The organism is Bacteroides sp. LFL-34, from assembly GCF_027257075.1.
Lineage (GTDB): Bacteria > Bacteroidota > Bacteroidia > Bacteroidales > Bacteroidaceae > Bacteroides > Bacteroides ovatus.
Genome location: NZ_JAPQKZ010000005.1, coordinates 46,475 through 62,352, shown reverse-complemented (window position 1 = coordinate 62,352; position 15,878 = coordinate 46,475). Strand labels below are relative to the sequence as shown.

Below are 15,878 nucleotides of genomic sequence, written 5' to 3'. Positions count from 1 at the left end.
GCCCGAAATATGCTCCTAAAAAAGCACAATATTATTTTCTTAACTCAAATCTTATGAAGATATAGGGCATTATTTGTACCTTTGTTCCTTGATTTCAAGAACCAATAGTTATAATTTGATGAAACCGATAAACCGTATATTCTTATTTCTGCTTTTTATAAGCGTTTCATATGCTATCAGTTATGCACAGGAAAACCAATCATATTTCTTGCATACCATCGAAAAAGGACAAAGTTTATACTCCATCTCCAAGATGTATAATGTCACTACATCAGACATCATACGTCTGAATCCGGGCTGTGACGAAAAGATCTATGCCGGACAGACAATCAAAATTCCTACGGGAAAAGAGAGTCAGAAGGGAGAAACATTCCATACAATTCAAGCCGGAGAAACACTATACAAACTGACAACCATGTATAATGTATCCGCCAAAGATATTTGTGAAGCAAACCCCGGTTTGAGTGCCGAAAATTTCCGTATCGGACAGGTTATCCTGATTCCACAGAAAAAAGAAGAGCAAACTGCTACTGCAACTCAAACGCCTACCGAACAGACCACCATTCAAGGTCCTGTTGTTCCGAAATGCAAGGATATGCATAAGGTAAAACGCAAAGAGACTATTTTTAGCGTGAGCCGTGAATATGGAATCAGCGAGCAGGAGTTAATTGCAGCTAACCCGGAACTGAAAAAAGGCATGAAAAAGGGACAATTCCTTTGCATCCCTTACCCGGCAGCAACGACCGTGCAACCTACACAGAAGGAAGATCCTTACGCTATTCCTCCCAGCAATAGCGAGCTTTTCCGCAAAAGTAAAGAGACTCCCCAAAAGCTGTCTACCATTAAAGCAGCCTTATTGTTGCCTTTCCAGGAAGACAAACGCATGGTGGAATACTACGAAGGTTTCCTGATGGCAGTAGACAGTCTGAAACGTACAGGTATTTCTCTTGATCTATATGTATATGATTGTGGAAAAGATGTTTCTACATTAAATACAATTCTTGCCAAGAACGAGATGAAAAGTATGAATATCATCTTCGGTCCGATGCATCAGAATCAAATAAAGCCATTGTCCGACTTCGCAGAGAAGAACGACATACGCCTGGTGATTCCTTTCTCTCAAAAAGGAGAAGAGGTATTCAACAACCCGGCTGTTTATCAGATCAATACGCCTCAATCTTACTTATATTCAGAAGTTTACGAGCACTTCACCCGTCAATTTCCCAATGCAAACGTTATCTTCATAGAACCGGCGAGCGTTGATAAGGAGAAAGCGGAATTTATCAGCGGCTTGAAACAAGAGTTGAAAAGTAAAGGAATTCCAATGAGAACCGTCAGTGAAAGCGCAACGAAAGAAACGTTGAAAGCAGCGCTCCGCAGTGATAAAGAAAACATCTTTATTCCGACATCAGGCAACAACGTCTTACTAATTAAGATACTTCCTCAACTGACGCTGTTAGTCAGAGAGAATCCTGCAGAGAATATTCATCTGTTCGGCTATCCGGAATGGCAGACCTATACCAGAGATCATCTGGAAAACTTCTTTGAATTGGATGTATATTTCTATTCTTCATTCTATACGAATACGTTGTTCCCGGCAGCTGTGCAGTTTACCAATGCTTACCATAAATGGTATAGCAAAGATTTGGCAAGCAAATACCCTAATTACGCAATGCTGGGTTTTGACACCGGCTTCTTCTTCCTGAAAGGATTATCGCTTTATGGCTCGGAACTGGAAAACAATCTGCCTAAAATGAACCTGACTCCCATCCAGACCGGATTCAAATTCGAGCGTGTAAACAACTGGGGAGGATTTATTAATAAAAAGGTGTTCTTCATACGTTTCACTAAGAATTTTGAATTAGTAAAACTTGACTTCGAATAATACGAAAATGATAAAGATAAAACCATTTTTGATCGCAACACTCCTACTTACAGGATTTGCCCTTCCTGCTGTCGCTCAAATCGGAGAAGCACGAAACAATTTATCGGTAGGTATCAATGGAGGTGTCAATTTAAACAGTGCTTCTTTTACTCCCACCATCAAGCAAAATAGCCTGATGGGAATTACCGGAGGTTTGACAGCACGTTATATATCCGAGAAGTATTTTGCCATGATTTGTGGCGCACAGGTCGAGTTGAATGTCTCGCAACGAGGCTGGGACCAATTATTTGAAACAATATCACTGGACGCCAACGGATATGAAGTCACTTCGAAGGACCCTACTAAAACTTACACTCGCAAAATGACTTATATAGATATTCCTTTCCTCGCTCACCTTGCTTTCGGACGAGACAGAGGATTGCAATTCTTTGTCCATGCAGGTCCTCAAATCAGCTTTCTAATCAGTGAATCGGAAACAATAAAAGGTATTGATATGAATAGCTTATCTGATACACAGAAAGCCCTGTACGGAGTTAAGATTCAAAATAAGTTTGACTATGGTATTGCTGGTGGCGGTGGTGTAGAACTTAGAACAAAGAAAGCTGGTAGCTTCATCGTTGAAGGCCGTTATTACTTTGCCCTGTCTGATTTCTACAGCACTACTAAGAAAGATTATTTCGCCCGTGCAGCGCATGGAACCATTACCATAAAGCTCACATATTTATTTGATTTGAAGAAATAACCCCTCTTTCAAGGAGGAAGAGATTAAAACCTCTTATTTATAAACAAAATCCCATTCATAACGAACTAAAAAATCCCCACTAACTCTAAACGAATTAGCGGGGATTTCTATTTCTGGGGACTTTAGTCCTTTTTATCGCAATCTATCCGCAGCTTTTACCATCACCTCATCCCGTCCGATAGCACGGATAGCCAGTATATTCAGGATGATGGAAACAAGCGGCAAACACAATGCCCAGCCTATACGGAACATATTTTCATCATTCTTCAATGCAAAATAAAAAGCAAGGGCAGCAATGTAATAACCTACTAATAATAAGCTATTGAAAATTGTCATGCGAATCTGCAACATACGGTTCTTATACAAAAAGATAGTAGCCACAGCCACGATAGTGCTAACCATCAGAATTCCGAATAAGCCCCATGTAGACTGAATAGCACCGTTTACTTCCAATCCTAATGCCTTAAAAGGATGTTCTCCCATCGCATCAATGAAGTAGCCCATCGGCAAACACATGGCTGTAATCAGCAATCCTACAACAATCAATAAATAAACAGTTTGAATTCGTTGAATCATAAGTATTCTAAATAGTAGTTGAGTTAAACAATAATAGCCAAGCAATAAGGAGCAGGGATCATCATCCCACTTACTACTTGACTATCAAATTCTTCGTCAGAAAATAAATTACTGAAGTTTTTCTTTCTCCTTAGCCGGATTTCTATAATATATTTTCCCTTCGATGTATTCTTGCGTAGCAATCAAGTCCGGTTTCGGCAATTTCTCATAATAACGAGAAATTTCGATTTGCTCTCTATTTTCAAACACTTCTTCCAAATTGTCATTGTAAGAAGCAAACTCTGCCAGTTTCTTAGAAAGATCGTTTTTGATTTCTACACTGATCTGATTAGCACGCTTACCAATAATGGCAACTGTTTCATAAACATTACCTGTATCAGCACAGAGTTCCATCATATCACGGGTTACTGTTGTAGCAGGAGCATTCGTTTTTTTGTAGTCCATAAATCTATTTAAATTTAGTCTTTAATTACTTTCTGTGATTCATTGAATATCTTCTCGGCTTCTTTCAAATATTTACTTTCAGGAAATTCATTCTTAAAAGCGTAATATTCATCAATCGTTTCGCGGTAACGATCCATCTTCTTGTCTTCAACGCTATAGATAGCCATTTCGTGTCTTGCACGCAGAACCAAAATGGAAAGTTCTTCACGATAATCAGTATAAGGATAATCCTTCAATGCATTTTGAGCTGTGATTACACAAGACTCATAGTTATTGCCCAAATAATTACCCAGATTATAATATAACCTTGCTGAATAAAGCTCTTTCAATACCAGTTTATCCTGTAAAGCAAAAATCATATCCTGTGCTTCCTGCTTCTTTGTGCTGTTCGGGAAATACTCCATGAACATCTGCAATTGCTGGATAGCCTGATAAGTGCTTGACTGATCCAAACGTGGTTCCGGAGTATCCAGGAATAAAGCCTTACCTGCATGGAAACGTGCCAGTTCAGTAAAAGTACCACGAGGATATGTATTGAAATAGGTGATAAATGTCTGGGCAGCTGTCTGATAATCTTTCTGATTATAGTAGCTCATTCCCAACATATACAAAGATTCTTCCGCTTTATCGGTTCCTTTCAGAATGGTTATCAACTCATTCAGCAACGTAGCTGAACGATTATACTGTCCCTTCGCAAAATAGTTTTTGGCGGCTTCGTACTTGTATTCGTAATCGGTGCTTTTCAGCAATTTATTATACTCCCCACATGATGTAAGAGTAGCCGCTGCAAGCAAAGTTATAATGATATTTTTCTTCATCCTATTTAAAAATAATGCGCAAAGTTACTTATTCGCTGGGAATTTAGCAATTAATCTGTGTTTTTTAATACATAAAAGGCGTTAAACATCGACAAAAGGAGAGAAAATGACGTCGAATTACAAACGACAAACTATAAACAGCAGATTATAAACGAATCACAATAGTGACGGTATGTGTTCGGGATAGTAACGGTATCGTTGGCATATACCGTCGCTATCTTCACCGGATAGCGTCACTATATTTATAGTAAAAACGGTAAGCAATTGCGTTGTCCTTGAATTGGATAACACAACTGTTTACCGTTCATTATTTATTGCTCACTGTATATTTACAGCTTATACAAGTCACTTGCAGCCAGTAGATCGACTTTCTTTTCTTTCAACACCTCGATACACTTATCCAGGTTGCTGGGGCGGATCACTACATTTGCAATATGGTTATTGGCAAACGAATACATATATTCAATAAATACGCCCTCTTCTGATAAATATCCCAGCACTTTTGCCAAAGCACCTGGTATATTGGGACAGCTTATACCTACCACATCAGTCACATTCACTGCAAAATGATTATCTTTTAAAGCTTTGTATGCTCTATCCGGATCGGATACAATTCCACGCAAAATACCAAAATCAGCATTTTCGGCAATGCACAAGGCAGAAAGATTGATATTTTCTTTCGCCAGCACTTCAGTCACTTCCGTCAAACGGCCTGACTTATTTTCCAAAAAAATAGAAAGTTGTTTTGCTACCATTATCGTAAAGTTTTAAGTATTAAATCTTTCTGTTATCAATCACACGTTTTGCTTTACCTACGCTGCGTTCAATGCTGCGAGGCTCTACCAGTTTCACGTTGACTCCCAGTCCGAGTACGCTTTGCAAACGTCCTCCCAGTTTCTTCTTCAAAGCCAGCATTTTGTTGATCTCATCCGAATAGAATTCCGGACGTACTTCAACCTGGAGTTCCATTGTATCGGTATTGTTTTCACGACCTACTATCAACAAATAATGCGGTTCAAACTCTTCCATTTCAAGAATGACTGATTCAATCTGCGTCGGGAATACATTCACACCGCGGATAATCAACATATCATCACTACGTCCCAAAATACGATCCATACGTACCAATGTACGGCCACAGGAACATTTATCATGATGCAAGGCCGTCAAATCACGCGTACGGTAACGAAGTAACGGCATACCCTCTTTGGTTAAATGAGTAAATACCAGTTCTCCCGTTTGACCGAATTCCACCGGTTGCAATGTATTCGGGTCGATGATTTCCGGGAAGTAATGGTCTTCATTCAAGTGAGTCCCGTGCTGACATTCGCACTCGTACCCGACACCCGGTCCGGCAATCTCACTCAAGCCATAAATATCGTATGCTTTGATTCCCAACTTTTCTTCTATCTCATGACGCATATTTTCCGTCCAGGGTTCTGCACCGAAAGCACCGACTTTCAGTCGGAATTCTTCACGCGGTAAACCGGAATCTTTGATTGCATCTGCCAGATAAAGCGCATAGGAAGGAGTACAACACAGCACGGTCGATCCGAAATCGTGCATCAAGGTTATCTGTTTTTCCGTGTTACCACTGGACATCGGAATAACAGAAGCACCGATATTTTCGGCTCCTGCATGTGCTCCCAATCCGCCCGTGAACAGTCCGTATCCATAAGATACCTGAAAAATATCAGAACGCCCCGCTCCATAAGCGGTAAAAGCACGTGATATACATTCCGCCCATGTAGACAAGTCCTTACGGGTATATCCGACAACCGTCGGTTTTCCGGTTGTTCCGGAAGAAGCATGAATACGTACAATTTGGCTCATCGGCACGGCACAAAGTCCGAACGGATAATTATCTCTTAAATCATGTTTCGTGGTAAACGGCAGTTTTACAATATCATCAATACTATTGATGTCATCGGGAGTAATCCCCATTTCCTGCATCTTCTTTCGATAGAAAGGCGTGTTGTGATAAACGTAATCTACAATTTTCTTGAGTCGTATGCTTTGAATCTTGCGAAGACTTTCGCGGTCCATACACTCAATGCTCTCATTCCAAATCATGTGTTTCTGGTATTACTAGTTGTATGAATCTGTTTTTTGATATTAATATGTTGCAAAGTAAAGGATTTATTTGGAAAAATGATTTGTTATCTCGATTATTTTACCGAATATTGCTCCACTTTTTAGGATTTAACTATGAATTATGAACTAACATCAGCTTATAAACCTACCGGAGATCAGCCGGAAGCTATAGCACAACTTACTGAAGGGGTCCTTCAGGGAGTTCCCGCACAGACTTTATTGGGAGTGACCGGGTCGGGAAAAACATTTACCATTGCCAATGTGATCGCCAATATCAATAAACCTACGTTGATTTTGAGCCATAACAAAACACTGGCTGCCCAGCTCTACAGTGAGTTTAAAGGTTTTTTCCCAAACAATGCGGTAGAATATTACGTTTCTTACTATGATTATTACCAGCCGGAAGCTTATCTGCCGAACAGTGATACATATATAGAGAAAGATCTCGCCATCAATGACGAAATCGACAAGCTCCGGCTCTCTGCCACTTCCGCCCTACTCTCCGGGCGAAAAGACGTGGTAGTGGTTTCTTCCGTATCTTGTATCTACGGTATGGGAAATCCTTCGGACTTCTACAAAAATGTCATCGAAATAGAACGGGGACGGATGATGGACCGCAATGTGTTTCTACGTCGTTTGGTAGACAGTTTGTATGTTCGCAATGATATCGACTTGAACCGTGGCAATTTCCGGGTCAAGGGCGACACGGTGGATATTTATCTGGCTTATACCGACAACCTGCTCCGCGTCACCTTCTGGGGGGATGAAATTGACGGCATCGAAGAGGTAGACCCTATCACAGGAGTCACTATCGCACCATTTGACGCCTATAAGATTTATCCGGCCAACCTGTTCATGACTACCAAAGAGGCTACTCTCCGTGCTATTCATGAAATAGAGGATGATTTGACCAAGCAAGTAGCTTTCTTCGAATCTATCGGCAAGGAATACGAGGCCAAACGATTGTATGAGCGAGTAACTTACGATATGGAAATGATTCGGGAATTGGGACATTGTTCCGGAATTGAGAATTATTCCCGTTATTTCGACGGCCGTGCTGCCGGTACCCGCCCCTATTGTTTGCTCGATTTCTTTCCGGATGATTTCCTGATCGTTATCGACGAAAGCCACGTAAGTGTACCCCAAATCCGTGCAATGTACGGAGGAGACCGTGCGCGAAAAATCAATCTTGTGGAATATGGTTTCCGATTGCCTGCCGCTATGGACAATCGCCCGTTGAAATTTGAAGAGTTTCAGGAGATGGCAAAACAAGTAATCTACGTCAGTGCTACACCGGCGGATTATGAATTGATTCAGTCGGAAGGAATCGTCGTGGAACAGGTGATTCGTCCTACCGGTCTGCTTGATCCTATCATCGAAGTACGTCCGAGTCTCAATCAGATTGACGATTTAATGGAAGAAATCCAGCTCCGTATTGAAAAGGAAGAACGCGTACTCGTCACTACACTAACCAAACGAATGGCAGAAGAACTGGCAGAATATCTTCTTAATAATAATGTGAGATGTACCTATATCCATAGTGATGTCGACACACTGGAACGTGTGAAGATTATGGATGATCTCCGGCAAGGAGTTTATGACGTACTTATCGGGGTCAACCTGCTTCGTGAGGGTCTCGACCTTCCGGAAGTGTCTCTCGTCGCTATTCTCGATGCAGACAAAGAAGGATTCCTCCGCTCCCACCGTTCGTTGACACAAACTGCGGGACGTGCCGCGCGTAATGTGAACGGTAAGGTAATCATGTATGCTGATAAGATGACGGATAGTATGAAACTGACGATTGATGAAACGAACCGTCGCCGCGAAAAGCAGTTGGCATACAATGAGGCAAACGGAATTACCCCGCAACAGATTAAAAAGGCCAGAAACTTGTCTGTATTCGGTAATGCAAAAGAGGCAGATGAGCTGTTGAAAGAAAGACATGCTTATGTAGAACCTTCTACTCCGAATATCGCAGCAGATCCGATAGTGCAGTATATGAGTAAAGCGCAGATGGAAAAGAGTATCGAGCGTACCCGCAAACTGATGCAGGAAGCAGCCAAGAAACTTGAATTTATCGAAGCCGCACAATATCGTGACGAATTATTGAAACTGGAGGACTTGATGAAAGAGAAATGGGGATAAAATTTCCCCATTGTTCACCTATTATAGCCTGATTGTTAAGGGCTGAAACTCTTAACAAACCTGTAACTTCGCATTTAGTCTATTAATTAGTGTTATAAAAACACCAATTAAGGGCTGATAATTTGCAAAGTTACCGGAATCCCGTATCTTTGCACTGTGTTTTTCATAGTATTAGATTTAAGGTTAACAAAGGTTGGAGCAAGGCGTTGCTCCTTTTTTTATGTCTATACGTCACCTTCAATGAAAAATATAAAATTGAAAAGACATAATGTACCACTCTCTAAAGCATAAATTAAGGAGGATTGCAGATATAGACTGATCGTTCATTACGGCTGAATCTATTCATGCAATCCTCCCATTTCTTATAGTTGGATTATTCCTACTTCAAGCGATGATAAATCAAAGAGCCTTCTCTATGGCATTTTTAATCAACGGTTCCATAATATCATACCCTTCGCTCGTTGGGTGAACTCCATCTTTAGTATATTGAGGATTCAAGGCCTGATTTTCGTCAACCACCATTGCCTTGTAATAATTAACAAACGGAATTTTATTTGCTTTTGCATAAGCCTCTATCCGGTCATTTAAAGATTTAATTTTCTGCGGAACATCTTTTATTTCCATTCTCCACTTAAATGCAGCAGCAGGCAATACGGAAGTCAAAATTACTTTTATTTTATTTGCTTTTGCCAGTTCCGCCATAGAAACAATGTTTCCGAATGTATAATCTTCATTATACGCCTGTGTATTTTCAGCGACATCATTTGTTCCGGCATTAATCACCACTAAAGCAGGAGAAAGATTAATCACATCTTCCCGGAACCGTAACAAGAATTGATAGGAAGTCTGCCCACTGATTCCACGGCCAATGTAACCATTTGATTTGAAAAAATCCGGATGAGTCCTTACCCATCCTTCCGTAATGGAATTTCCCATAAAAATAACCCGTTTGTCTTTCTTTGTCGCTTGTGGAAGTGCAGCATTTTCTTTTGAATAACGACGTAGATTAGCAAAATCATTTTTCTGTGCATAGCTTTCTCCTATCGAGAAACTCAAGCAAACAACAGCCAATAATATCCATTGGCCCCATCTTCTTTTATTCATGTTTATATTAAGTATTAGTAATATTATATTTCATGCAAAGATAAAAAGAAAAGCGATGCACTATACTTTGTATGGCCATTTTTTGTGCATTTCCATGCCATAATGTGCTGATAAATGTCAGACGGGAGAGATTTTTTCTGCATATTTGTTATTGTTTTCAGTTTTCCTGCAAAAATACGCCATACGCGGGGAGCTTCTAAACTCATCGGTTCTTTTCAGTTGGTTTCGGTTCTAAATAGTCATATACGTTCGCATATTAATAACCTTTCTTTGGGGAAGCAAAAGTTAGAGGCTCCATTTACTTGAAACAAAGCCTCTGAATGTATCAAACGGAGGCTCTGCCGCATGAGTTTAGAGCCTCCATTTGGGGGATAAAAAAGCGCCTTTTTGCCGAACGCATAGTGGAACGCTCTCCAAAGGCAGATAACTCGCTATATGGCAGCCGGTTACACCTACCTAAAAAAGTCCCCCTTGAACACTTACCGGTATTATTATAAATATATAAATAATAAACTATATATTAAAATATATAGTTCGATTTTTCTATTTTTTGAATCTTTATAACGCAAATCGCATGTGCTAAAATTTATTTGTAGCTTTGCTTTTTTCGAATAAATTCAGCTGTTAAATCAGTTCATAGTAATTATTAAAAAAGTTGATGAAGAAAGAAGAATGGAGCATCCACATTTGTCTATCGCCCAAAACATCGAATAACCGTTAAGGCGAAGGTAATTTTTCTTAATCAATGTTATATAACATACGTTTTTTCTTGGATTATTTGCTAATTTCACGATAGTCCGTATCTTTGCACTGTGTTTTTCATAGTATTAGATTTAAGGTTAACAAAGGTTGGAGCAAGGCGTTGCTCCTTTTTTTATGTCTATATGCTTGATTTCCTAAAAAAGAATGGTATTTTTGTGAAGTCACAATTATTATCCGAAACATGAAACGCAAACTGCTTTATACCACTCTAATAATTGCTATCCTGTGTGTAATCAGCATAGTTGTATGTAACAGGACGATCAAGAAACACACAGTCTCCAAACTATATACGGAAGTAAATACCATCCCTTCCAACAATGTAGGATTACTTCTCGGAACTTCTCCCAAGTTGAAAAGTGGAAATAACAATTTATACTTCGATTATCGGATTCTTGCAACAGTGGAGTTATATAAAGCCGGAAAAATTAAATATATCCTCATCAGCGGCGATAACCGTAAAGAGGATTACAATGAACCGGAAGAAATGAAGAAAGCACTCATGCAAAAAGGTATTCCTGAAAAATCCATTTATTTAGATTATGCCGGATTCCGGACTCTCGACTCTGTTGTACGTGCCAAAGAAGTGTTTGGACAAAATCGTCTGACCATCATCTCCCAACGTTTCCATAACGAACGAGCGATCTATCTTGCAGAGAAAAATGGAATAGACGCCATCGGGTACAACGCCCCAAATGTAAATGCTTATGCCGGACTGAAAACTAACATCCGGGAATTACTTGCAAGAGTCAAAATGTTTATAGATTTAGGTATAGATAAACAACCTCATTTCTTGGGAGAGAAAATAATAATTGAATAAGCGAGATACCTCCGATGCATGGAAGTGAGTTTAACATATTCTGAATAAAAAGTGATATACGTTTCTTTATTCCCAAATATAGCTCTACCTTTACTGAAAAATCAGAATATGGCAAAGATTACAGTTCAGAAAACAGATATTACTATCCTAAAAATCAACGATACAGATTACATTTCCTTAACCGACATAGCTAAATACAAGACGACAGATGCCAATGCTGTTATTGCCAACTGGCTACGTAATAGAATGACCATTGAATATTTAGGATTATGGGAGATATTGTACAACCCCCATTTTAAACCCCTCGAATTCGAGGGGTTTAAAAAAGAAGCAGGACTAAATGCGTTTACTCTTTCCCCTCAAAAATGGATAGAAACCACCTGTGCTATTGGAATTATATCCAAATCAGGACGATATGGGGGCACTTTTGCTCACAAAGACATTGCATTCAAATTTGCAAGTTGGATTTCCGTTGAATTTGAATTATACATAGTAAAAGAATTCCAACGTCTCAAAGAGCAAGAGCAAGCTCAACTTGGTTGGTCGGCAAAGCGAGAATTATCTAAAATTAATTACCATATTCATACTGATGCAATCAAACAACATCTTATCCCTCAAGAAATCACTTCACAGCAAACATCTATGATTTATGCCAGCGAAGCTGATGTCCTTAATGTAGCCATGTTTGGAATGACAGCCTTAGAATGGCGGGATACACACCCTGATTTAAAAGGAAATATCCGCGATTATGCCTCAATCAACGAACTTATCTGCTTATCAAATATGGAAAACTAAAATGCAGTTTTCATAAACGAAGGTTTGGCACAAAAGGATAGACTCATCAAATTAAATCAAATAGCAATTCAACAAATGAACATATTAGAAGATATTAAAAATAAAAAGTTATTGAAATAATTTATGGAACAACAAATTCAACTCAACGATCACAACAAGCAGGAATACCCTCCTATGCATACAGCAGAGCATTTACTCAATGCCACCATGGTGAAAACCTTTGGCTGCCCACGTTCTCGCAATGCCCACATCGAAAGAAAAAAAAGCAAATGTGACTATATACTTTCGTCATGTCCGACAGCGGAACAAATCCAGTCTATTGAAGATAGAGTGAACGAGGTAATCAGTCAGAACCTACCTGTGACTGTTGAGTTTATGACTCATGAACAGGCCAAAGATATTGTAGATTTAAGTAAGCTACCTGCCGATGCAAGCGAAACTCTTCGCATTGTCCGCATTGGAGATTATGATGCCTGCGCCTGCATCGGATTGCATGTATCCCATACTTCTGAAGTGGGTACCTTCAAAATCATTAGTTATGATTATGACGAAGAAAGGCAAACACTAAGAATAAGGTTCAAACTGATCGAGAAGAAGTAAACAGGTTATCAAATTAATATCTATCTTATATAAAATAAATAAAAACAGGATACATTTTGTCATTTATATTGCAAAAATGACATTATAAAAATGACAAATAGACAATTTTAGTCTCTAAAATCTCTTGGCATAAGGTTTGCATTTATAGAAGCGAACAACGGTTCGAGAGCGGACGATGGAAGGCGGGATAACCGATACCATCGGAAGTGAAAATGCCGAAGTTCTAAATTTATTAATTGAATGTTTAACTTAAAGATAGGAGACTAAAATTATGATGCCTGTTAGAAGAACTCAAAGTTGGTTACCAAGTATCTTTAATGATTTCTTTGATAACGATTGGATGGTAAAAGCAAATGCTACTGCACCTGCAATTAATGTTTTGGAAACAGAAAAAGAGTACAAAGTGGAATTGGCTGCTCCTGGTATGACGAAGGATGATTTCAATGTTCGCATTGATGAAGACAACAACCTCGTTATCAGCATGGAGAAGAAGACTGAAAACAAGGAGGAAAAGAAAGACGGTCGCTATCTGCGTCGCGAATTCTCATACTCTAAGTTCCAGCAAACAATGATTCTACCGGACAATGTGGACAAAGAAAAAATTGCTGCATCCGTAGAACATGGTGTTTTAAACATCGAACTTCCGAAACTCTCTGAAGAAGAAGTGAAGAAGCCCAATCGGCAAATCGAAATAAAGTAATACGGTAACCACTTGCTGTTCACCGGAAACGGTGATAAGAAGTAATAAAACAGCTCTTTCCCTGAAAAGGAAACGAGCTGTTTTTATATTATTATCCTTAGTTATTCTTCCGATAACTAATCACTGCCCAACTATTAAACACTACTGCAAAAAACAACAATACTCCAAACTGTGGCAGTAAATCAAAGAAACCACTACCCTTTAAATATACCATTCGCATCACCTCCATAAAATATCTCAAAGGGTTGAGCCTCGTTATCATTTGTGCCCATTCCGGCATACTGCTAATGGGAGTAAACAAACCACTCATCAAAATTACAACCAACAAACAGAACCACATAACAAACATAGACTGTTGCATCGTTGCCGAGTAGTTGGAAATAACAAGTCCGAAACCGGACATTACCAGAACGAAAAGAACTGCGAAAAAGTAAATTAATAGAAAATGACCGACTGGCACTATGCCATAAATTAACCAAGCTAATATGAAACATACAGTCAGCACCACAAAACCAATCAACCAGTAAGGCAAGAGCTTTGCCAAAATAAAGATAAACTTCGGAACCGGCGTCACATTGATTTGCTCAATCGTTCCTACTTCCTTCTCGCTAACTATATTCAATGCAGGCAAGAAACCACAAATCAAAGTTAATAACATGACCATCAATGCCGGAATCATATAGAGTTTATAGTTCAGATTCGGATTAAACAACCCCTGTGTATCAATGCCTATCGAAGGGAAAGCACCGGAGACTGTAACAGTTGCAGGATATTCCGAACGCAGCTCGGCTGCATAATCATTAATAATAGAAGATAGATAAGAACTCCCCAGCCCTCCTTTTGTCCCATTCACAGCATTGGCTGCTATCAGTATGTGGGTATCTTCTCCATTCATCCAATCCCGTTCCAGATGCCGCGGAATTTCCATCACAATATCCGCCGTTCCAATTTCAATATTCCGTAGGCCTTCTTCATACGAAACCGGCACTTCCACCAGACGGAAATAGGTAGAGGCGGCAATCTTATTGACTAAACGTTGTGAAATAGCCGAATGGTCATTATCCACAATATTCAGCTGTATATTCTTGATTTCCAGATTTACCGCCCAAGGCATCAACAGCATAATCATGCATGGAAATACAAGAATCAATTTCGGAAGAAACGAATTGCGAAGCAATTGTTTAAACTCTTTTTCTATCAGGAACTTTATCATAAATAATTCTTCCATTTATCAATCTGCCCATTAGCACACTGTATACTATTCATACAACCAATTGGCATATCGACATATTATTCCAATCTATACTTAAATTTCTTGATACTGATCGTAATAAGTACCGTCGCCATCAATAACAAGATACCAATCTCTTTATACACCAATGCAACAGGTACTCCTTCAATCATCAGTTTACGCACAGCCTGTATATACCAACGTGCCGGAAGTATATCCGAGATCCATTGAAGTATCACCGGCATACTCTCTATAGGGAAAATCATGCCCGATAAAAGCATCGTGGGCATCATCAGCATCAATCCGGAAACCAGCATGGCCGCAACCTGTGTACGTGTGACTGATGAAATCAATAAGCCCAATGCCAAGGATACGAAGATAAACAGCAAAGATACGGTGATTAACCAGAATAAACTTCCTACCACCGGAACATCCAACACAAAGACCGAAAGCAAAAGGATCGTTATCAGATTGACAAACGACAGCACAAAATAAGGTACAGCCTTTGCCAAAATAATAAATAGTGGCTTCACAGGTGAAACTAATAATACTTCCATCGTACCTGTTTCTTTCTCACGAACAATGGAAATCGAGGTCATCATGGCGCAAATCAGCATCAGGATCAGGCCCATCACTCCCGGAACAAAGTTATAAGCACTCTTCATCTGCGGGTTGTAGAGCAATTTGATATCAGGAATCAGGCGGGCAGCCGACATATTCGGGGGAATCATCTCCTGACCTACCATAGCAACGATTCCTGTCGCATAATTAACTTGCGAAGTCGACATATTGGGATCCGTCGCATCTACAACCAGCTGTACACGAGCATCACCCGTATAGAGATCATCTGCAAACCGTTCACTAAAGACAATCGCCATATCAACTTCATTCTTTAAGAAAGCAGCTTCCATTTCCTGGGGCGAATGAAAACGCGCAGTAACGGTGAAATACTCACTGGCATCCAAACGATCAATTATTTTTCGTGTTACCACATCATTAGAAGGATCGAGCACCGCCAACCGAACATTCTTCACTTCCGTGCTGATAGCAAAACCGAATAGAATAATTTGTACGACAGGCATCCCCAACAAAATCAGCATGGTTCGCCGGTCACGGAAAATATGATAAAACTCTTTCTTTATAAAAGCTATAAACTGTCTCATAA

14 protein-coding genes and 1 pseudogene are annotated in these 15,878 nt (G+C 39.6%); 7 read left to right on the top strand and 8 right to left on the bottom strand.

Annotated elements, in window-relative coordinates:
• The first annotated feature begins 118 nt into the window (after nt 1–118).
• Together N5O98_RS04295 and N5O98_RS04290 are read left to right on the top strand one after the other, a co-directional pair.
• Entirely contained in the window at nt 119–1,885 is a 1,767-nt protein-coding gene (locus tag N5O98_RS04295) for a LysM peptidoglycan-binding domain-containing protein (RefSeq protein WP_004303628.1), read from the top strand.
• Nucleotides 1,886–1,892: 7 nt separating this feature from the next.
• On the top strand, nt 1,893–2,627 hold the full coding sequence (locus tag N5O98_RS04290) for a porin family protein (RefSeq protein WP_004299987.1): 735 nt from the start codon (nt 1,893–1,895) through the stop codon (nt 2,625–2,627).
• A 132-nt stretch (nt 2,628–2,759) separates the two neighbouring features.
• On the opposite strand, the gene N5O98_RS04285 is transcribed toward N5O98_RS04290, so the two are convergent.
• The 5 genes from N5O98_RS04285 to N5O98_RS04265 form a co-directional block, all read right to left on the bottom strand.
• Nucleotides 2,760–3,203, bottom strand: coding sequence for a DUF4293 domain-containing protein (locus N5O98_RS04285; RefSeq protein ID WP_004299988.1), 444 nt, complete (start codon nt 3,201–3,203; stop codon nt 2,760–2,762).
• A gap of 108 nt (nt 3,204–3,311) precedes the next feature.
• A complete protein-coding gene (locus tag N5O98_RS04280; RefSeq protein ID WP_004299989.1) occupies nt 3,312–3,647 on the bottom strand; it encodes a DNA-directed RNA polymerase subunit omega in 336 nt (111 codons plus the stop codon).
• A gap of 14 nt (nt 3,648–3,661) precedes the next feature.
• On the bottom strand, nt 3,662–4,465 hold the full coding sequence (locus N5O98_RS04275) for an outer membrane protein assembly factor BamD (protein WP_004299990.1): 804 nt from the start codon (nt 4,463–4,465) through the stop codon (nt 3,662–3,664).
• Nucleotides 4,466–4,794: 329 nt separating this feature from the next.
• On the bottom strand, nt 4,795–5,220 hold the full coding sequence (locus N5O98_RS04270; protein ID WP_004299992.1) for an amino acid-binding protein: 426 nt from the start codon (nt 5,218–5,220) through the stop codon (nt 4,795–4,797).
• Nucleotides 5,221–5,239: 19 nt separating this feature from the next.
• Nucleotides 5,240–6,538: a phenylacetate--CoA ligase family protein gene (locus N5O98_RS04265; protein ID WP_004309261.1), complete on the bottom strand. Its 1,299-nt coding sequence runs from the start codon at nt 6,536–6,538 to the stop codon at nt 5,240–5,242.
• 135 nt (nt 6,539–6,673) lie between these two features.
• Between N5O98_RS04265 and uvrB the strand changes: the two genes are divergently transcribed.
• The gene (gene uvrB / locus N5O98_RS04260; protein ID WP_004303633.1) at nt 6,674–8,704 is read left to right on the top strand and encodes an excinuclease ABC subunit UvrB; all 2,031 of its coding nucleotides are present in this window, start codon (nt 6,674–6,676) and stop codon (nt 8,702–8,704) included.
• Nucleotides 8,705–9,103: 399 nt separating this feature from the next.
• On the opposite strand, the gene N5O98_RS04255 is transcribed toward uvrB, so the two are convergent.
• Entirely contained in the window at nt 9,104–9,808 is a 705-nt protein-coding gene (locus N5O98_RS04255; protein WP_004317900.1) for an SGNH/GDSL hydrolase family protein, read from the bottom strand.
• A 943-nt stretch (nt 9,809–10,751) separates the two neighbouring features.
• Between N5O98_RS04255 and N5O98_RS04250 the strand changes: the two genes are divergently transcribed.
• The 4 genes and pseudogenes from N5O98_RS04250 (at nt 10,752) to N5O98_RS04235 (ending at nt 13,482) form a co-directional block, all read left to right on the top strand.
• Nucleotides 10,752–11,387: a SanA/YdcF family protein gene (locus tag N5O98_RS04250; RefSeq protein WP_004300005.1), complete on the top strand. Its 636-nt coding sequence runs from the start codon at nt 10,752–10,754 to the stop codon at nt 11,385–11,387.
• A gap of 108 nt (nt 11,388–11,495) precedes the next feature.
• A pseudogene (locus N5O98_RS04245) lies at nt 11,496–12,302 on the top strand (KilA-N domain-containing protein).
• A gap of 3 nt (nt 12,303–12,305) precedes the next feature.
• Nucleotides 12,306–12,782, top strand: coding sequence for a hypothetical protein (locus N5O98_RS04240; protein ID WP_004303639.1), 477 nt, complete (start codon nt 12,306–12,308; stop codon nt 12,780–12,782).
• 271 nt (nt 12,783–13,053) lie between these two features.
• On the top strand, nt 13,054–13,482 hold the full coding sequence (locus N5O98_RS04235; RefSeq protein WP_004300008.1) for an Hsp20/alpha crystallin family protein: 429 nt from the start codon (nt 13,054–13,056) through the stop codon (nt 13,480–13,482).
• Between the two features lie 97 nt (nt 13,483–13,579).
• Here the strand turns inward: N5O98_RS04235 and N5O98_RS04230 are convergent, their stop codons facing one another.
• Together N5O98_RS04230 and N5O98_RS04225 are read right to left on the bottom strand one after the other, a co-directional pair.
• Nucleotides 13,580–14,695: an ABC transporter permease gene (locus N5O98_RS04230; protein WP_118161029.1), complete on the bottom strand. Its 1,116-nt coding sequence runs from the start codon at nt 14,693–14,695 to the stop codon at nt 13,580–13,582.
• Nucleotides 14,696–14,772: 77 nt separating this feature from the next.
• The gene (locus N5O98_RS04225; protein WP_118161025.1) at nt 14,773–15,876 is read right to left on the bottom strand and encodes an ABC transporter permease; all 1,104 of its coding nucleotides are present in this window, start codon (nt 15,874–15,876) and stop codon (nt 14,773–14,775) included.
• Between the last annotated feature and the right edge of the window lie 2 nt (nt 15,877–15,878).